At 64.6% G+C, this 19,845-nt stretch carries 11 protein-coding genes; 9 read left to right on the top strand and 2 right to left on the bottom strand.

The annotated features are described in order from the left end of the window. Positions 1–235: 235 nt before the first annotated feature. The 5 genes from L107_RS00850 to L107_RS00830 all read left to right on the top strand — a co-directional run bounded on the left by L107_RS00850 (position 236) and on the right by L107_RS00830 (position 10,643). Positions 236–1,231 (top strand): hypothetical protein, encoded by a 996-nt coding sequence (locus tag L107_RS00850; protein ID WP_236550425.1) that lies wholly within the window; start codon positions 236–238, stop codon positions 1,229–1,231. Positions 1,232–1,941: 710 nt separating this feature from the next. Beyond that, positions 1,942–5,310, top strand: a complete 3,369-nt coding sequence (gene drmD / locus L107_RS00845) for a DISARM system SNF2-like helicase DrmD (protein WP_159815996.1) — start codon at positions 1,942–1,944, stop codon at positions 5,308–5,310. A gap of 2 nt (positions 5,311–5,312) precedes the next feature. After that, complete coding sequence (locus L107_RS00840; RefSeq protein ID WP_159815995.1) at positions 5,313–9,569, top strand: DNA methyltransferase; 4,257 nt, start codon at positions 5,313–5,315, stop codon at positions 9,567–9,569. 43 nt (positions 9,570–9,612) lie between these two features. Beyond that, on the top strand, positions 9,613–10,176 hold the full coding sequence (locus tag L107_RS00835) for a hypothetical protein (RefSeq protein WP_159815994.1): 564 nt from the start codon (positions 9,613–9,615) through the stop codon (positions 10,174–10,176). Next, on the top strand, positions 10,176–10,643 hold the full coding sequence (locus L107_RS00830) for a hypothetical protein (protein ID WP_159815993.1): 468 nt from the start codon (positions 10,176–10,178) through the stop codon (positions 10,641–10,643). Before L107_RS00835 ends, L107_RS00830 begins: the two co-directional genes overlap by 1 nt. A 21-nt stretch (positions 10,644–10,664) precedes the next feature. On the opposite strand, the gene L107_RS00825 is transcribed toward L107_RS00830, so the two are convergent. Continuing rightward, positions 10,665–11,990, bottom strand: a complete 1,326-nt coding sequence (locus L107_RS00825) for a Fic family protein (RefSeq protein ID WP_236550424.1) — start codon at positions 11,988–11,990, stop codon at positions 10,665–10,667. A 113-nt stretch (positions 11,991–12,103) separates the two neighbouring features. Here L107_RS00825 and drmA point away from each other — a divergent pair, with 113 nt between their 5' ends. The 4 genes from drmA to L107_RS00805 all read left to right on the top strand — a co-directional run bounded on the left by drmA (position 12,104) and on the right by L107_RS00805 (position 19,201). After that, positions 12,104–15,649 (top strand): DISARM system helicase DrmA, encoded by a 3,546-nt coding sequence (gene drmA, locus L107_RS00820; RefSeq protein WP_159815992.1) that lies wholly within the window; start codon positions 12,104–12,106, stop codon positions 15,647–15,649. A gap of 8 nt (positions 15,650–15,657) precedes the next feature. Then, the gene (drmB, locus tag L107_RS00815; RefSeq protein ID WP_159815991.1) at positions 15,658–17,571 is read left to right on the top strand and encodes a DUF1998 domain-containing protein; all 1,914 of its coding nucleotides are present in this window, start codon (positions 15,658–15,660) and stop codon (positions 17,569–17,571) included. Beyond that, a complete protein-coding gene (gene drmC / locus L107_RS00810; RefSeq protein WP_159815990.1) occupies positions 17,568–18,353 on the top strand; it encodes a DISARM system phospholipase D-like protein DrmC in 786 nt (261 codons plus the stop codon). Before drmB ends, drmC begins: the two co-directional genes overlap by 4 nt. 638 nt (positions 18,354–18,991) lie before the next feature. Next, complete coding sequence (locus L107_RS00805; RefSeq protein WP_159815989.1) at positions 18,992–19,201, top strand: hypothetical protein; 210 nt, start codon at positions 18,992–18,994, stop codon at positions 19,199–19,201. On the opposite strand, the gene L107_RS00800 is transcribed toward L107_RS00805, so the two are convergent. Then, positions 19,194–19,802 carry a hypothetical protein gene (locus L107_RS00800; protein ID WP_159815988.1) on the bottom strand — a complete coding sequence of 203 codons (609 nt, stop codon included), beginning with the start codon at positions 19,800–19,802 and terminating at the stop codon, positions 19,194–19,196. The genes L107_RS00805 and L107_RS00800 overlap by 8 nt on opposite strands. Positions 19,803–19,845: the final 43 nt, after the last annotated feature.

Raw genomic sequence — 19,845 nt, 5'->3', positions numbered from 1 at the left:
CGCCTCCCAGTTGATGGCAGCGGCAAGGCCCCGGCAGCCCAGGTGGATCACCACCCTCAGGCACGCCCTCCAACAGGACAACGGACGCGGCTGGACGGTGTGGGAGGCGAGGGGGCACGTGCAGCTGTGCCACCGCGGTACCGACGGCAGCCGGGAAACCCAGACACTCGCCATCCCCTGGAACGGCGAGTGCATCCCCGCCGTGCTCGGGACGGTTGCCCACCTCCGTTCAGCGATGACGGAGCAGGGGGTTGGGCTCAAGCGTGCCCATGCCCTGCTCCAGCGGAACGGCGTGGTGACTCTTCCCGGACGTGCCACGCAGCAGCGCATCGACTGGCCGCTGCTGGTGGCAGGCTTCCGGTCCTTCAAGCTCAGCAGCGGCGCCGTGAAGGCCAGCACCTTCGAGCGGATGTACGAGCCGGTGATGCAAGCCGTCCTGGCGGAGCTGGCGGCCAGCCCTGCCCCGGCGGATGCCCCAGAGCTTTTCGAGCGGTTGGTGCAGACGTGCGGAGGTGAACCCGGCAGCAAGGGCCGGCAGCTCCGCGTCCTCTACACCGCCCAGCTTCTGCGCTTTGCCCTGAAACAAGGGGCACCAATTCGCTGGAAACCCCCAGAGGAGCTGGCGGACTTCATCGGCAGGCGCTCGGCCGATTCCCTTCGAAGGGACAGCACCCCGATCAAGGATCGGCAACTGGTGGCCCTGCTGGAGTCCATCAATGATCCCCGCTGGCGATTGGCCATCGGACTGATCGGCTGCTTCGGGCTTCGGCCAGTGGAGCTGCGCTTCTGCCGAGCAGACGGAAACTGGCTCGTTGTGGATTACCGCAAACGCACCGCCCGAGGGAGCACCGCCCCTCGCCGGGTACGCGGGCTGGATCCGGAAGGAATCGAAGGCGAAAGCACCCGGCTGCTCAACCTCCTGGAGTCCCAGTCACTCCCGCCGCTCGGCATCGACAACAAGGGAGCCGGAGCGGCTGTCCATCAATTCCTGGAAAGGCGCTCGGCATGGCAGCGGCTGCGGGCAGAGGCGCGCTCCAGAGGCGAACTCCTCACGCCCTATGGCCTCCGCCATGGCTATGCCCTGCGTGCCCATCAGCGAGGGCTCGCCCCCAGGCTGACCGCCAGCCTGATGGGGCACAGCCTCCAGACCCACTGCCGGCACTACGGGAACTGGACCGACGCGGAAACCATCGACGCAGCGTTTGAAAAGATCGCGGCCACAGCCGCCTGACCCGCATCGCTGGCCATACCCGCTTTTCTTAGTCGGTCCATACTCTGGCGTGCAGTTACATGCTGCAGCAGATCCATGGTCCGCCACCATGAGGAACTCTGGCTTCCCACCAGCCAGGCCGCCCGTGCCCTCGGCATCAGCCCCCACACGCTCAAGCGCTATGCCGATCGCGATGGGTTCCTGATCGAAGGCACCCATTGCCGCAGGGGGCCCTATCCGAACAGCCCACGGGTGTGGGAGGTGAATGGCTGCAGGCAGGCAATGAGCTGGCGGCAGTGCCACGGCAGGCCAGGCCCTGGATCCACCTAAACCATCAGGAAGTCCCCCCTTCTTTCCTTAGCAGCCAACAGGTGGTACACGCCGACTGCCATCCGCTCCAGAGAAAGAACTCCTCTGCGGAATGAATGCCAAAAGCCTGTAGCCAAAACAACACGGCCATAAACAATCCGCTCCACGTTCAGCCATGTGACCAGGCTTGATCAGAAGGCCAGGCCTCTGATCACCAGAATCATCAGGAGGCTCAGCGAGCCGTCATGGGCAGGATCGAGGGTGACCGTATTCCTTCTTGCCATTACCAGCCCTGAGCCATTCCCTCCCTGTCGTCCCAGGCGAAAATTCGCCACCTTCCCTATGGTGATTTCGGCTTAGTCTTCACCAGTGACCTCCAGACCGGCGAAAGCACTGGCCCACAACCAGCCGCCAGGGCTCGGATGAGCGTCACCCCCACAAGAACCCGCTCCAGGCTCAAGCCCGGAGCCGTGGTGCGCTGCCGCACCCGCCGCTACCTGGTGGAAGACGTGCAAGCCCCCCAGGAGCCTGGCGCCGACACAGTCGTGTCGATGGCCTGCATGGAGGACGACGCCATCGGCCAGCGGCTGACGGTGTTCCGTGAGCGTGAGATCGACTTCGAAGTGCTGGGGGAGAGCAGCTGGGAGGCGGTGGCCCAGCGGGGCTTTGACCAACCCAAGCAGTTCGCCGCCTACCTCAACACCCTGCGTTGGAATTGCGTCACGGCCACCGACGCCGAGCTGTTCCAGGCCCCGTACCGGGCCGGGATCGATGTGAAGGCCTACCAGCTGGAGCCACTGCGCAAGGCGCTGCAGATGCCTCGGGTGGGCCTGTTCATCGCCGATGACGTAGGCCTGGGCAAGACGATCGAAGCGGGCCTGATCCTGCGGGAGATGCTGCTGCGCCAGCGGATCAAGCGGGTGGTGATCAGCTGCCCGCCGTCGGTGCTGCGCCAGTGGCAGGAGGAGATGGCCAGCCGCTTTGGCCTGGCGTTCACGGTGATGGACCGGGCCTACGTGGCCAAGGTGCGCCAGGAGCGGGGGTATGGCACCAACCCCTGGAGCACCCACAGCCGCTTCCTGATCTCCCATGCCCTGCTGCGGAACTCGGAGTACTCAGCGCCGCTGCGGGTGTGGCTGGAGCAGGGCATGGGTGGGGAAGACCAGGCTCCTGTCCAGAGCCTCCTGATCCTGGATGAGGCCCACAACGCCGCCCCGGCCAGCAACACGCTCCGCTATGCCATCGATTCCGGGCTGACCCGCAGCCTGCGGGATCTGGCGCCCCTGTTCGAGCACCGCATCTTTCTTTCCGCCACGCCCCACAACGGCCACAGCAACAGCTTCACTGCCCTGCTCGAACTGCTCGATCCGGCGCGCTTCGTGCGGGGGGTGCCCTTCGCGCCCAGTGATCTGGACACGGTGTTGGTGCGCCGCCTCAAGGACGATCTGCGCCGCATCGGCGAGGAGTTCCCCGAGAGGATTGTTGAACCCCTGTCGGTTCCCAAAGGCAGCCTGCCGGCCGACACCCCGGAGCTGGAGCTCTCACGCCTGCTGCAGACGTACCGAAAGCAGCGGGAGCAGCGGCTAATCCAGCAGGCATCAGACCAACGAAAACTATCTCGGTTGCTCAACGCCGACCGGTTGGTAACCACCAACCTCCAGAAACGGCTGCTCAGCTCGATCGAGGCCTTCGCCCGCACCCTCAAGGTGCACCGCAAGAGCCTGGATCAGAAGCAGGAGCAGCGCCGTGAGGCCTTGGCGGCCGCGGGAGCCCAACTGGATCTGATGCTCGGCGGCGCCGATAGCGACAGCGACCTGGCCGAACTCACCGAAGACGAGCTTCTCAATCTGGAGGAGGCCCAGACCCGGGCGGCGCTCCGCCAGACCCTCCAGGCCGATCAGAGCGATCTGGCGCTGCTGGAGCGGATGGGTGAAGTCGCGGCGGCCAATCGCTCCATGCCCGATCCGCGCATCAAGATGCTGGAGACGTTTCTGCGCACCCACCTCTGTCCCGACCTCGGGGAGGCCAAGGCGACGTGGAAGCCCACCCGGCTGCTGATCTTCACCGACTACGTCGACACCAAGCGCTACCTGGAGCGGCAGCTGCGCGACCTGCTCGGCGATGACGATGCCGATCGCCGCATCGCTGCATTTACCGGCGGAATGAGCGAGGAGAACCGCGAGCGGCTCAAGGCCCAGTTCAACGCCGACCCCGACCAGGAACCCCTGCGGATCCTGATCGCCACCGATGCCGCCCGGGAGGGGGTGAACCTGCAGAACCACTGCAAGCACCTGATCCACTTCGACATCCCGTGGAACCCCAGCAAGCTGGAGCAGCGCAACGGCCGCATCGACCGCAAGCTGCAGCGCGCTCCCAAGGTGTGGTGCCACTACTTCGTGCTGGAAGACCGCCCGGAGGATCGGGTGATGGATGTGCTGGTCAAGAAAACCGAGGTGATTCGCCAGGAGCTGGGATCGCTCTCACCGTTGGTGCAGCGCCAGGTGGATGAGGTGCTCGAAGGCGGCATCGACACCGACAAGGCCGAGGCGGTGCAGCAACAGCTGCTGGCGATGGATTCCGCCACAAGCGATCGCGGCGCCATGCTCAACCGCGCCCGGGAGGAGCTGGAATCCACCCGGCGGGTGGAGAAGCTGCAGCAACAGCAGGATGAGCTGCGCCAGCTGCTGGTGAAGTCCCACGACTGGCTGGGCTTTGACGACGACCCTTTCCGTGATGCGCTCAACTGCTCGCTCGACCTGCTGGGCGTGAGTGGACTGGTACAAGGAAGCGACGAGAAGGGGCAACCCTGCTGGCGCCTGGAGCACCCTGAAGCCCTGGTGGCCGGCAGTAACGACCGCAGCTGGGAGCACACCCTCGACAGCCTGCGGGGCGTGTGGGATCGCAAGACACCGCTGTGGCAGTGGCGCCAGGACCACCCCGTACGGCCGGTGATCTTCTCCGATCCCGGCCGGCTCAATGCCGAGGCCGTGCACCTGCATCTGGAGCACCGGTTGGTGCAGCGTTTGCTGAGCCGCTTCCTGAGCCAGGGGTTCCTGCACCATGAGCTGAGCCGGGCCTGCGTGCTGGCCAGCCCCGACCCCCAGCCCAAGGTGTTGGTGCTGGGCCGGCTGTCCCTGTTTGGCCAGGGGGCCACCCGGCTGCACGACCAGCTGATCAGCGTGATCGCCGACTGGCATCCCGGTGCGGATCGCGCCGCGGTGCTCAAGCCTCTGGCGGGTGCTCTGCAAGAGCAGGCCTGGGCCGTCCTCACCAAGGCGATGGAGACCGGAAACACCGAGGCGATCTCGGCTGGCATTCGCAGCCAGCTGCAGGCCGAAGCCCCTGCGGATGTGGCTGCCCTCAAACCAGCCTTGGATGCGGCAGCCCAGCAGGCTCAGGCAGCTGCGGCAGAGCTGCTCAAGCGGCGGGGGGACACGGAGGCCGCAGCACTCAAGGAGGTGCTCAGGGCCCAGCGCAAACGCATCAATGCCACCGTGCGGCAGCGGAATCGCGATCTGGCCAAACTTGATCGACAGGCTGCGGCAGCGGATCCCACCGCCCTGATCCCTGGCCTGGAAGAGCAGTTGGAGGTGCCGGCCCTGGATCTGCAGAAACTCACGAGTCAGGAGCGTAAGCAGCTGGCGGCCGATCAAAAGCACTGGCAGCGGCGCCTGGACGCGATTGAGGCTGAGTTGGCCACCGAACCGAAGCGGATTCAGGAGAGCTACCGGGTGATCACCCACCGGCTGGAGCCTGCCGGTCTCGTGTATCTCTGGCCGATCAGCGGATAGCCATGCCCCGCCGCCCCCCCGCCGTTGACCCCGAGCTGAAAGCCCACCAGGAGTGGCTGGGTTACCTCCAGCCCGTGGGCCTTGTAGTGGCCCCGGCGGCGATGCAGGACGCCGGCTGGGTGGTGACCCGCAGCGGCAGGGAACTGATCGAGCGGCAGGAGCGCTACCGGGAAGCCCTTGAAGCCCTGGACTCCGATCAGGAGGCCGATCCAGACGACCGAAAGCTGGGTTTTTCCCGCATCGAGACCCTGCTGGTGGAGCACCTGGGCTGGAGCCTCGATCAGATCCAGGGCAACCCAAGCCAGATCGAGGCCTTCACAAGGGAGCTGCCTGAACTCGGCGAGTCCCTCGCCCCTAGTGCCGTGGTGCCAGCCGCCTCGGGTGAGGGCGCCCAGCTCCTGCTCCTGGAGCTGGCAACCGGAACGGCCCTGGATCAGAAGGTCACCGATGGCGAGCATCTCTGGAAGGCCACCCCTCAGGAGCGCTTCGAGCGGCTGCTGCGCGAAACAGGCGTGGAAGCGGGCCTGCTGTTCAACGGCAGCCAGCTGCGCCTGGTGGTGGCACCCAAGGGCGAAAGCTCCGGCCATCTCACCTTCACGCTCAAGGATCTCGCCGAGGTGAGCGGCCGGCTGATGTTCTCAGGCCTCGACCTGCTGCTGGGGCAGAGCCATGTGTTCCTGGATCCCGACGGGTACCGGCTAGCGGATGTGCTCAGGAAGAGCCGCAGCTTCCAGGCGGTGGTGAGCAATGCCTTGGCCGATCAGGTGCTGGCGGCGCTGTGGGATCTGCTGCGCGGCTTCCAGCAGGCCGATGAGCTGAGCCAACGGCAAGACGTGGAACTGCTGGGCGATCTGCCCGAGCGGGATCCGCAGCAGCTCTACGGCGGCCTGATCACCGTGCTGATGCGGCTGGTGTTCCTGCTCTACGCCGAAGACGAAGCGCTGATGCCCAGTGATGCGGTGTACGAGCAGAACTACAAGGTGAGCGGCCTGTTCGAGCAGCTGCAGCGCGACGAAGCCGAATACCCCGACACGATGGAGCAGCGCTACGGCGCCTGGGCAGGTCTGATGAGCTTGTGCAGGCTGGTGTTCGATGGCGGCGGCCCCACCACCGACTACCTGCCAGCACGCAAGGGCCAGCTTTTCAATCCCGCGGAATACCCCTGGCTGGAGACGCCCTGGATCAGCGATGGCGTGGTGCTGGCGGTGCTGCGCAACCTGCTGATCGTGAACGGCGAGCGCATCAGCTATCGCGCCCTCGACGTGGAGCAGATCGGCTCGGTGTACGAGGGAATCATGGGCTACGCGGTGCGCCGCATCCCCGGTCGCTGCATTGGTCTGAAGAGCAAGCCCCAGGGCGCCAAGAAGCAGCTCACCACGGCGGTGGATCTTGAGGCCCTGCTTGCGCTGCCCGGCGGCCAGCGCAAGGTTTGGCTAAAGAAAGAGGCTGACACCACACTGCCCATTAAGGCTGCCACGGCGCTCAAGGCCACCAGCAGCGAAGCCGAACTGCTGGAAGCGCTGGCCCCCCGCATCGACCGCGAACTGTTCGATGGCCCCCAGGCGGCCGGGAGCCTGGTGTTCCAGCCCACCGAGGAGCGGCGCCGCAGCGGCAGCCACTACACCCCCCGCGCGCTCACCCGGCCGATTGTGGAGGAGGCCCTGCGCCCCTGGCTGGAGCATTGCCACCACCGCCCCACGGCGGCCCAGATCCTCGACCTGAAGATCTGCGATCCAGCCATGGGATCAGGCGCCTTCCTGGTGGAGAGCTGCCGATTTCTGGCCGAACTGCTGGAGCAGGCATGGACCCGTGAAGGCTTGCCGGAGACCCTCAAGCCTGGCGGCCATGCCCACGGTGAAGAACCGCTGCTCTACGCCCGCCGGCTGATCGCCCAGCGCTGCCTTTATGGCGTAGACAAGAACCCGTTTGCGGTGAACCTGGCCCGCCTCAGCCTTTGGCTGGTGAGCCTCAGCAAGGATGCGCCGTTCACCTTCGTGGATCACGCCCTCAGGTGCGGCGATTCGCTGGTGGGAATGGAGCGCAGCGAGATCGAAAAGGCCCTCAAGGGTGCCAGCCTGCAGCGCGAACTTCAGATCGACTACCTGGAGCAGGTGCGCCAGCAGGAAGCCAGCAGCTTCGCCCTGTTTCATGCCGACAGCCGCAGCGACGCCGACGACGCTCAGAAGCGCCAGGCCCTCGATGCACTGAATGGGAGCACGGCCTACCTGCGCACGGTGGGCAATTTGCTAGTGGCGGCCTTCTTCAACGGCAAGAAGCCAAAGGATCGCGAGGAGCTGAAGAAGATCTATCTGGAAGCCACGCTGAATCACCACACTGCGGCGACACTTGAAGACGAGTTAGCCGAACCACTGAAACGACTATGCGAGGGCGACAAAGGCATCCAGCCTCTGCACTGGCAGTTGGCATTCCCGGACGTTTTCGGACGCTCAGATCCAGGGTTCGACGTGTTTGTCGGCAACCCACCCTTTGCCGGCAAGAATACCATCAAGAAAGGGAGTCACAAAAGTATTCTCAATTGGCTTAAGTGCCTCCACCCTGAGAGCCATGGCAATGCCGATCTGGTGGCTCACTTCTTCCGCAGCTGCTTTAATCTGCTGCGTCCCGGTGGATCTCTGGGACTGATCGCCACCAACACCATCGCCCAAGGCGATACCCGCAGCAGCGGCTTGCGCTGGATTTGTCTGAACGGCGGCACGATCTATTCCGCTCGCAGAAGGTTCAAATGGCCAGGTGCCGCCTCCGTAGTAGTGAGCGTCGTACACCTGTGCAAGGGCATCTACCCCGGAGAGAAGCTACTGGATCGCCGTGATGTCAAGCAGATCACGGCTTTTCTGCTTCAACACGGGGGACATGAAGACCCCAGGCAATTGGCAGTCAATTCAGGCAAGAGCTTCGTGGGAAGCTATGTCCTGGGCATGGGCTTCACTTTTGATGATTCGGGCCTGCCCGAGGCAGACTCGCCTCTGGATGAAGAAGAGCCTCAACAGGATAATGAGTCCGACGCAGAAGAAAGTGAGAACCTCCAACCAGATAACGAAACCCCGGGAATCCCATCTCCAATTGCCACCATGGAGAGGTTGATCGCGGAAAACCCGAAAAATCTCGAGATGATTTATGCATACATCGGCGGCAAGGAATTGAACGACAGCCCCACTCAATCTCACCACCGCTATGTGATCAACTTCGGTGAGCGCAGCGAAGAGGAGTGCAGGCGGCAGTGGCCTGAGCTGATGGCAATCATCGAGAAAAAGGTGAAACCTGGACGACTGGAGCAGAATCGTGAAGCTCGAGCTCGGTATTGGTGGCGCTTCGCAGAGGTGTGTCCCACCTTGTATGCAGCAATAGCCGGAAATAATCGAGTGCTCGCCATGGCTCGCGTTAGCCAAACGGGAGCGGTCGCATTTACAAAAGCCGGTCAGGTCTACTCAGACATGTTAATTGTCTTCACGAGAGAAGAGACATCGTGGCTGTCCATGCTGCAATCGCGACTACATGAGCTGTGGTCTCGTCTCCTTGCTTCTTCCATGAAGGACGACCTTCGCTATACACCTTCTGATTGCTTCGATACCTTCCCCTTCCCCGCTGCACTCCTCGATTCCACCGCCAACGATCCCGCGCACGAAGTCACCCGCCAGAGCCTCGAAGCCATCGGCGAGCGCTACCACCAGTTCCGCGCCGAGCTGATGGTGAACAACAACGAAGGCCTTACCAGCACCTACAACCGCTTCCACGATCCATCCGAAACCAGCAGCGGCCTCCTGGAGCTGCGCAGGCTCCACGGCGAGATGGATCAGACGGTGCTGGCTGCCTACGACTGGAGCGATGTGCTCACCGCATGCGGTTTCGGCCTCGACTACCTCGACACCGACGACGACGCCCAGCTCCCCGATGAGCTGCAGGAGCGCATCGCCAGCGGCGAGCTGTTCTTCTGGAATGCCGATGAAGCCTGCGCCTTCGAGGCTCAGCTGCGCGCCACCGGCGCCGTGCAGGGAAAGAAGAAACTCCCCTGGCGCTACCGCTGGCCCGATGCCGTCCGCGACGACGTGCTCGCCCGCCTGCTGGCGCTGAACGCCGAGCGCTACTCCGAGGAGGTGGCCCAGGGCCTCCACAGCAAGGGCTCCAAGAAGCCGGAAGGCCCGGCAACGCCGGGGGGCAAGCGACGGGGGCGGCCGCCGAAAGCGGCACGGGGCGGCGAGACTGGCTCGATGCAGACCGAGCAGATCGGTCTGGCGCTATGAACTTGGACTCCAGGCAAGCGCTACACGAAGCCTGATCGCCACCATGTCGACCTCCTCCGGCTCCAGCAGCAAGCCACCCGCAGATATCGGCAAGACGACCGCCCGGCGGTTTCCGCTGGTGCATCAGCTGATCCACTTCGCTGATCTGCGCAACTTCTATCGGGAGATGCGCGAGGCTCTGATCTCCGCCAACCGCCGTGCCGGCGCCCAGCAGGGTCTGGTCACCAAGGCGAAGAACAAGATCGCCCAGCTGCAGGCCGAGATGACCCGCCTGGAACAGGAACGCGACGACCTGTTGTCCTATCGCCAACGGGTGGAAGAGGAGGCCAACCAGATCTCGGCCGTGCTGCCCAGGCTCAAGGACAGGCTGCTGCAGGTTCAACAGATCGAGCAGGCCCTGGAGAACCTGGCCGATATCAAGGAGGCCGTCGATCAGCAGGAGCGGGCCAACGGCGGCCCCACCAGTCAGTCGATCCAGGACCTCAAGCTCGCGGTGGAACGGCTGCTTGAGCGTGCCGATGCCGTTGAGTTCTTCGAGGAGTCCATCGAGGATGCCGAGGCGGACGCAGACAGCCCCACCGACCGGCCCGATCGAGGTGACGGATGATGAAAAAGCCTGAGTCCCGCCGCCGCGGTACACCGATCAGCGACGGCCTCGGCGCCGATCTTCAGACTCTGGGCACCATCCTTGCCAACCACACCCGCGGCCTCGACGACTACCTCCAGCGCCAGGCCAGCCGGATCGAGGAGCGTCACGGCAATCTGTTGGCCGAAACCGCTGAGTTGCTGCTACCGGCGGGGCTGGATCTCGACAGCCTCACTGCAGGGGAGCTGCAGGATCTCTGCCGACAGAACCGTCTGCGGGGTTGGTCGAAGTTGCGCCGCAGCGACCTGATCGCCTTTCTCCGCGAACGGTTGGGTCCCCAGCTCCAGGCTCCATCCGGCCCAGCGACCTCCTACCCCGGCGATGCCAATCGCCTTGAGCGCTTGCTGCTGCTGCTTCTGCGGCAACTGGGAACCTCCAGCGAAGCCATCGATGACGCCTGGCGGGACCCCGGCGAACGGAACGGCTAGGTGTGTAGTGCACCGGGCTGATCAGCCCGGCAGCCGTGCCGAGAGATCCTCGGGCACCCTGAAGATTTCTCGGCGGCCATCCTTGCCTGGAAGCAGCAACCCACGGGCTGCCAGCTTCTGCAGGTCACTGCGGGCGGTCTGATGACTCACCCCATGGCTGTTCTGGTGCGAGAGCACCGTGTAGCGGAAGCCGGAATGCCGAAGGGCATGGCGTAGCAGGGCAAGTTGGCGGTGGTTCAGCCCGTCCATTCCCTCGAGCCGCTGCTGCAGGGCCCCCACCTCACCGGCCTTGCGTTCCAGGTAGGCATGCAGATTGGCAATGGCCTGCTGGATCACCTTCACCTGGGCCAGCAGGAAATAGGTGAGGTCGTTGTCGTCGCTCTCGCTGAGAAGAAACGAGCGCTCGTACTGCCCCCTGGCCTTGTTGATCACCGAGGAGATCGAGACAAACTCGAACAGCCAGTAGCCCTGATGCAACATCGCCCAGTAGAAGAGCGCCCGGGCGGTTCGGCCGTTGCCATCGCAGAAGGGGTGGTCGTAGGCCAGCCAGAAGTGCAGGGCGATGGCCCGCACCACCGGGTGGATGAACACCTTCGGGGTCTCGCCGTTGGCAAAGCGGCAGAGCTCCTCCAGCCGCTGCGGCAGCTCCTCAGCCGGTGGCGGCACATGGAACACGGTGCCGTAGGCGTCATCCACCACCACCTCCTTGCCGGCTGGGCGCAGCCGGCCGGCATCGGCAGGGTCATCCAGCGTGTCCTCGCTCACCAGCCGGTGCAGATCCAGCACCAGCTGCGGTGTCAGTGGCTGGTCCCGCAGCTCCTGGATGCGCTGCATCGTCAGGAAGTTGTTGAGGATCATCCGCTCGGAGCGGTCGCGGGGCGGCCGGCGGCTGCGGATCATCGCTTTGGCCACATCCCGTGTCGTGGCGGCGCCTTCCATCTGCGAGGAGGTGATCGCCTCCTCCATCAGCGAGCTCAGCAGATAGCGATCCCGGGTGGAGCGGGTGTTGACGGCTTCGGGGGCCACCACGCTGGCACCAGCCTGCATGTCGATCTGATGCAGGCCCTGGAGCAGCACAGGCGGTTGCGAGAACCAGAAGGCCTGTCCGTCACTCGCCAGAAGCGGCAGCGGGGTGGGCCGGCGGGAGAGCTTCTCGGCCAGCCACCACTGTTCATGGCTCAGTCCCTCCGGCGGCGGGCGATGGCGCAGCTCATCCCAGTGCAGGTAGTGATCTCCATCCGCCGCGGTGGCCAGGCGGGAGAGCATCGGCAGCGTCTCCTCCAGGCCCCCACTGCGCTGCAGCATCTCCTGGAGAGAAGGGGGCTTGCGGGGCAGCCGGGTGGTCAAGTGCGATGAACTTCAAACTTGCTTCAAATTAGAAGATGGTTTGACTTTGTGCTCGGAGCGCCGTCTCCAGGCCAGTCGCGGTGGTTTCCTGCCAACCTGGCCAGAATCGAGCGATGGTCACCTCCGCCGAGATCCGTCAGCAGCTCGTCGCTGCCCTGCGTAGTGACCTGATCGGCCCGGGTTGGGATGAGGTGGCCCGGCGCCATGAGCGCCTCAGCCAGCCCCCTTCGGTCTGGTACACGACGGGCTTCCTGGTGCCCCATGTGTTCCAGCAGGAGGCAGAACGACAGACCCCCGATCAGCAGCTGAGCTTCGCGGATTTGGGCGGGGAAGACGACAGCAACGACGCCGCCAACCGGCTGGAGAAGAAGGAGCGCGACGAGGATGCCAACGATTCCCTCGATCAGGCGAACAAGCGCCGCAGCTGGTTCCCCTCCTCCCTGGGGATGAGCTTCATCCTGGAGCGCGGCTCCACGCTGGAGGCCATGGTGAGCTGGGGCGACTACAGCGCGCCGGCCGATGGGGATGAGGCCCGGCTCTGGCTGCGCACGCCCCAGCGTGTGCCGAAGACCCTCACGATCACCGGCCCCGGCAGCAGCGATGACATCCCGCTGGAAGACAACCCTGCGGGCCTGTGCCTGCGCTGGATCGCCAGGCCGGCCCCCAGGAAGCTCGGCTACCCCAGCGATCAGCTCTCGGTGTCGCTGTTCCTGCTCAACAAACGAGAGCCACCCAAGGCCGACCAGATCCGCTACCGCGACCCCCTCACAGCCTTCCAGGCGGAGCTGCGCCTCCATTGCGCCCGGGGCTTCCCGCCTCGCCGGGACGCCCTGCAGAACGCCGCCAATCAGGACAATGACGAAGCACTGGCGGCTCTGCAGTACCGCCGCGACTTCTGCTTCGCCAGCGGCCACAACGTGGCCGTGATCGCGGCGGGCATCGAGCCCGAGCGGCCCGATCGCGCCCTCACCCTCACCACCACCTGGCTGCCGACCGCCGAGGTGATGCGGGTGCTGCCAGAGCCTCCGGCGGAGGCATCCAATGTGCCGATGAACATGGAGGCCTTGGCCGACCTGGCCCAGAGCGAGCAGATCATCGGCAGGCTTCAGCCGATGGTGAAGGCCTACCGGCACTGGATCGCACGCCAGCCGGGCCATCCCATCGAGGATCCTGTCCTCAACGAAACGGCCAAGAACCTCTGCAGTCAGGCCCAGGACTGCGCCGATCGCATCGAGGCCGGCATCCAGCTGCTCGCCGATCCGCTGGTGCGCGAGGCCTTCCGCACCATGAACGTGGTGATGGCCCGCGCCCAGCGGCAGCGATCAGCCTTCAGCGCCAAGGTGCCCCCCGATCAGATCGGCAAGGCCAGCGGCACCCGGACGCCGAGCTGGCGCTTCTTCCAGCTGGCGTTCGTGTTGATGAACCTGCCCGGCCTGGCGCAGCCACTGTCCGAACGGGGGCGGGTCGATCGCGAGACGGTGGAGTTGCTGTTCTTTCCCACCGGCGGCGGCAAGACCGAGGCCTACCTGGGCCTGGCCGCCTTCACCCTGGTGCATCGGCGTCTGGCCCACCCCGGCATCGAAGCGGCCGGTGTCACGGTGCTGATGCGCTACACGCTGCGCCTGCTCACGCTGGATCAGCTGGGCCGCGCCGCCACCCTGATCTGCGCCCTGGAGCTGGAGCGGCTGGAGCGGGCCAAGGCTGGCCATCGCTACCTGCTGGGCGACTGGCCCTTTGAGATAGGCATGTGGGTCGGCAAGGCCGCCACTCCCAACGTGCTCGGCGGCCCCGGCGACAGCGATCAGAACTCCACCCACGCTCTGCTCACGAAATGGAAGGCAGGCAAGCGCGACCGGCCTATCCCGATCGAAACCTGCCCTTGGTGCAACAGGCCGCTACAGCCCGACGGCTTCCTTCTGCTGCCGCCGAAGAAGCCGGAGCGGATGGAGATCTACTGCCGCGAGTCTCGGCAGCCGGAGGCCCGCCAGGAATTCACCCACATGGGGCCCTGCCCGTTCCAGAAGGGGGTGCCGTTACCGGTGCTGGCCGTGGACGAACAGATCTACCGGCGCCTGCCCTGCTTTCTGATCTCCACGATCGACAAGTTCGCAGCGCTCCCCTGGGTGGGCCGAACCTCGGCCCTGTTCGGCAACGTCAGCCACGTCCAGTTGCCCAGCGCCACTGGGTTGGCCGGCTTCTGGGGCCCTGCAGAGAAGGCCGCAGGCCTGACGATCCCCCACGGCCGCCTGCTGCCGCCCGAGCTGGTGATTCAGGACGAACTGCATTTGATCAGCGGCCCGCTCGGCACCCTTGCCGGGCTGTACGAGACCGTGATCGAGCGGCTGATGCGGCCGACACCCGAATCGCCGCCCCCCAAGATCGTGGCCTCCACCGCAACGGTCCGCCGTGCAGAGGCCCAGATCAAGGCCCTGTTCGGTCGGGCTCAGGCTCGGGTGTTTCCACCACCTGGGCCGGAGCGGGAGGACAACTTCTTCTCCCGCACGATTCCTGACTCCAACCAGGCCCGCCTCTACGTGGGTCTGTCGGCCCCCGGCCGCAACCTCAAGGGCGTGCTACTACGCAGCTACCTGGGCCTGATGGCCGCAGCCCAGAAGGCCTGGGACGACAACAGGGGCCTGGGCGCCAAAAACCCGGCCGACCCCTACATGACCCTGCTGGGTTACTTCTCCAACCTCAAGGAGCTGGGTGTCACCCGCAGCATCCTGGAAGATGAACTCGGTGCCCAGCTCGAAGCTTTCGCCATCAACCGGGCCCTGCCGATGGAGGGAGTCGAGAATCCCTTCGCCAGCCGCAAGCGACCGGAGATGCCGGAGGAGCTGACCTCACGGGTGAGCACGGCGCGGATCAGCGCCACCAAGGATCGGCTGTCGAAGCCATACGTCGACAAGGAGCGGCTCGATGTGGCCCTGGCCACCAACATGATCTCGGTGGGTCTTGACATCGCCCGCCTGGGCCTGATGGTGGTGCTCAACCAACCCAAGACCGCAGCCGAGTACATCCAGGCCACCAGCCGGGTCGGGCGTCAGTTGAGCGCAAACCCCGACGAGAACAAGCCAGGCCTGGTGCTGGTGCTGCTCAACCCCAACCGCCCCCGGGATCGCTCGCACTTCGAGCTGTTTCCCTACTGGCACCAGACCTTCTACCGGCATGTGGAGGCCACCAGCTGCACGCCCTTTGCCAGCCGAGCCCTCGATCGCGGCCTGCCTGGCGTGGTGGTGGCCTTGGCACGCCACAGCGAGCCGCAACTGGCCCCACCCAAGGGGGCGATGGCCGCCGACACGCTGCAACGGATCAAGGATCAGATCGCTGAGACTCTTCAGAGCCGCTGCATCGCCACCGGTTCCGCTGACGACGGCCACAGCCAGCTGCTGCCCACGGAGGTGCGTGCCCAGGTGATCGATCTGATGGAGGCCTGGTGGAAGCTCACCCAGCAACCCGAGGCCAAGTTGCAGTACTGGACCTACGAAGACAAGGGCTCCGGTGCCGGCCTGCTGCACACCCCACTGGATACCGATGCCCTGTACAACGGCGAGGGCTACAAGCAGTTCACCACCAACTGGAGCTTGCGGGATGTGGAGCCAGTGGCACCGATCCGTCTGGTGAACTTCCGAGAGGAGATCACCGCCGACGAGGACTGACCTGAACAATGCCACCCAGCACGCGCCGCAAGACCGCACCGCCACCCCTCGGGGAAGCCCGCCAGAGCCAGGTGCTGCAGCTCTACGGCCCTGGGGCGATGGTGGATCTGCCGGACTACGCCGTGCTGATCGGCGGCCTCGACTTCTGGAACGATCGCGGCTGTGACCCGATCCATGAACCCCGGTTGCTCCGGCTGGCGCGGCAGGCCACGGGGGCAGCACGGGTGGATCTACGCACACCGCCCAAGGAGGTGGATCCACTCCGGAACATCAGCGGTTCGATCAAGGCTCTGCGTTTCCCCGAGTGGTCGGTGGTGCAGAAGAAGATCCCCGATCGGAAGGCCTTCGGCATCGTCTGCCGCACCCGTTTGCTGGTGCACTACAACGACAGTTGCATCAAGGACTGGAAGAAATTCAAGGACGACGAGGGCGAGCATCCGCTGGTGCCAGTACGTTTCGTGATGGCCTGTCCTCACGGCCACCTAAGCGACATCCGTTGGCGTGACTTCTGCTTCAACCAGTTCGGTTGCAAGAACGATGAACGCCTCTACCTGCTGGAGGCAGGGACCGGCAACGACTTCACCCAGATTTTCGTGCAGTCGGAGAGCGGTGTGACGCGAAAGCTGGCCGATGCTCTGATCCCCGAAACCAAGGCACTGGGCACCTGCCAGGGACACACGCCCTGGCTCGGTCGGTACAGCCGGGATCCTGAGCGCTGTCTCACCGATGGTGAGCCCACGCAGAGCCGGCTGCTGGTGCGCTCCGCCACCAACGCCTACTTCAGCGAGACGATCTCGGTGATTTCCCTTCCGGAGGAAGCTGGTGGCCTGGCCAAGCGGGTCACCGAACTGAAGGACGAACTGGCAGGGATCGAAGCCGAGGCCGACATCGCCATGGCCCTGAAGTTCAACCCCAGGCTCAAGAGCGCCTTCACGGGGGTGGAGCCAGCCGCCCTCTGGCAGGCCATCGAAGCCCAGCGGGGTGGCAGTGGTGGCGACGTGCCCCAACCGAAGGATGAGGAATTGCGGCTGTTGGTCGGCCCGATGGATGGGGTCTCCAGCTCCGCCGAAAACAGCCTGTTCGAGGCCTCAGTCTGGTCACCGGCAGGTGCACCGGCCTGGTTCCGGAAGGCCATCCGCCGAGTGCTGCTGATCCGGCGGTTGCGGGAGGTGCAGGCCTTGGTGGGCTTCACCCGCTTCACGGCCCGGACCAGCAGCCTGGGGGGCCTGCCGATCGACACCACCAAGACGAACAAGCGTGCTCCGCTGGCCAACGACCTGCGCTGGCTGCCGGCCTGTGAGAACAAGGGCGAAGGCATCTTCATCGAGTTCGACCCCGCCACCATCAAGGCCTGGGCCGCCAGTGATGCCGTGGCCAGCCGCGCCGCCCAGTTCAGCAAGGCGTTCGAGAACGACTGGCTGAAGTCACGGGGACTCGACGGCGAGCAATTCCCCTTCCCGGGTGCGCCCTACATCCTCTTGCACAGCTTCAGCCATCTGTTGATCACCGAGATGGCGCTGGAGTGCGGCTATGGCGTCAGCTCGATCCGCGAGCGGATCTATGCGAACTCCGACATCGGCTACGGCATCCTGCTACTCACCAGCACCTCAGGCTCTGAGGGCTCCCTGGGTGGTCTGGTGGATGCCGGCAAGCGGATCGTGCCCTACCTGGAGCGGGCCTTCGAGAGAGGCCAGCTCTGCAGCAACGACCCCTTCTGCTCCGAGCACGACCCCAACCCCCCCTTCGACACCCGCCCCCCCCATGGCGCCGCCTGCCATGGGTGCGAGCTGATCGCCGAGACCTCCTGCGAGCAACGCAATGAGTTCCTCGATCGGGCCCTGGTGAGTCGCACCGTGTCGGTCCACGACGACAACGACGACCCCAGCTTCTGGAGTTTCATCAACTCCGGGTCCTCCGGATGAGCCTCTCTCTGCCGGCCCAGACCCTGCGCAGTGTGGCCGCCTCCCTCCGGCAGCTCAGCTATGTGCCCACCAGCTGGCAGGCCCTGCTGGGGGGGCAGAGCCAGCAGATCCGCGAGCAGCTGGAGCCCTTGCTTGTGGACATGGTGCGCGAGGGAGCTCACCCCAGACTGCTGGCCCTGGTCCTGGAGCGGTTGGCGGATGCTCAGCAGGAACGCCAACGCGAAAGAGATGCCTGGAGCTTCGTCTGGTCGGGGCCAGAGCCCCTCCATGCAAGAACGGCCGACACCTTCGCGACAGTGGATCAGCTGATCCGGGAGGCACGATCCAGCCTGATCATCGCCACCTACAACATCGGCCTCTCCGCAGGCTTTAGGGAGTTGCTGGAATCGATTGCGGAGCGTCTCGCAGATGGACGGCTACAACGGGTGCAGCTGTTCTTCCATCCAGTGCAGATCGAGGGAAGGCTGGAGTCCGATCCTGTAGGACAGATCCGCCGCTGGTTCCACACGGAGGTGTGGCCCTGGCCCGCCAAACCCCTGGCCTACATCGATCGCCGTCTGCTGGCCGGTACCAGCGAGCGTTGCCACCAGCACGCCAAGGTCGTTGTCGCCGATGCAGGCACCGATCTCGCGCGCGCCTTGGTGACCAGCGCCAACTTCAGTGAAACCGCTCAGCGACACAACTTCGAAGCTGGTTGGCTGGCACGGGAACCCTGGCGCGCCAACCAGGTGAGCGATCACCTGCAGCAGATGGTGGCAGAAGGGTTCTTTGTGATGCTCTGAGCCACCACCGCTTAGAGCTGAGGGAATCGGAAGCCCTTCGTGCGCGCGTAAAAATGCCCCAGAAATCCGGGAGGCCCTTCCTACCCGGCTTACTGAAATCCCCCCCACCCAAAAAACCCTGGGGGGGGCCTGACCAGGCACGCTTGTCAATAAGGCCTTGTTGACTCTCATTCTCAATAGCGCGCTCGTGTGAATCGGTCCCGTGCTCAGGCTGCACTACCTTCCTTGCCGCCCCGACTGAACAGGCTGGCGGATATCCGCAAGGGCCAGACACCTGCTGGAGCAAGGACTCTCCATGGTCTGGCACGTTTCCAAACAGACTGCGCTCCAAGTGGCAATCCATCCATAACGCAGTCTCAATGACTTGGTGAACAGGCGTCGTCTGCCTTCATCTACCTGGACGAGGGGACGTGCCACCCTCTCCATCAACCATAGGGCTTCAATCCCTTCATTAAGATCCTTCTATCCTCGGGGACTGCAAAGAGGTGGACGCAGTGGCCACACCACTGCACAGCAGCCAACTCATGGCCTCATCCGCATCAGCTCCAACAAACAACTCGATCGCCACGAAGAACAACTCTTCTACAGAGGCACTTCCAACCAAGCCATCCCCAGCTCCCCAACCCCTGAAACAACCCATGCTCGGCCCAGCCGCCATAGCGGCAGCAGAGCAAGCTGGTCAATACCACTCCCTTGGTCCTGTCTACACTGGCATCGGGATGGTTGGCGATTTCTCCCTGGAGATTGGCTTCCAATCCGGGGAAGGCCAGGAGCAGCAACGATCGGGGATCGGCTTCTTCATCCGCAGCGATCACATCGCCAAGCGGTACGTGAAACTGATCATCTGATCAGACTCACCCCCTGAGTCTCCAGCTCAGCACCTATGCCCCCTTCCGCGGGGGCATTTCTTTCTTTCCCCAGCAGCTCCCCTGCTGCCTGGATTGCTGCCGCCAAAGCAACTCCACTGGCGGCATAAGCAGTGAGTGGAGAACCGAGGCCGTACTGACGCATGAGCTCACCAGCGTTGGTGTAGGCATGAGAACGGCCTCCTGCCAATACCGCACGCCTCAAAGAAAGGGTGCGCTCCAGATCCACATCACCCCTTTCACTGAGCCCAGGCCGGTAAGGGCCCTGGCCGAGCAGGGTGGTGATCTGCATCACCCGATCCTCAAAGCCGAGGCCCGCCCCATTCATGCGTGAAATGGCTTGATTCAACCGGCCCAGATCGAAAGCTGGATCCACATGCTCCCCAAGAATCGCTGCCGATCGAGGGGTGAGCATGCCGCCATTTCCCTCCAAATCCTCCACAACCATTCGAGCCAGCCGCACCTGGGTGTCGTCCGAGACCACGGCATTGCCACCCACCAGTCGCTCGATCGGGCGGATTGCTGCATCCGTGAGAGCGTCATTCCAGCTGCGAACCAGGGGATTCTGCAGCACGAGCTCCATCAGTCTCTGCTGAAACGACTCACCTGCCGCCTTTCGCTGAACC

It is taken from the genome of Cyanobium sp. Copco_Reservoir_LC18, from assembly GCF_009834675.1.
In the GTDB taxonomy this organism is placed as follows: domain Bacteria; phylum Cyanobacteriota; class Cyanobacteriia; order PCC-6307; family Cyanobiaceae; genus Cyanobium; species Cyanobium minutissimum.
This window is presented reverse-complemented; position numbering and strand designations above follow the sequence as displayed.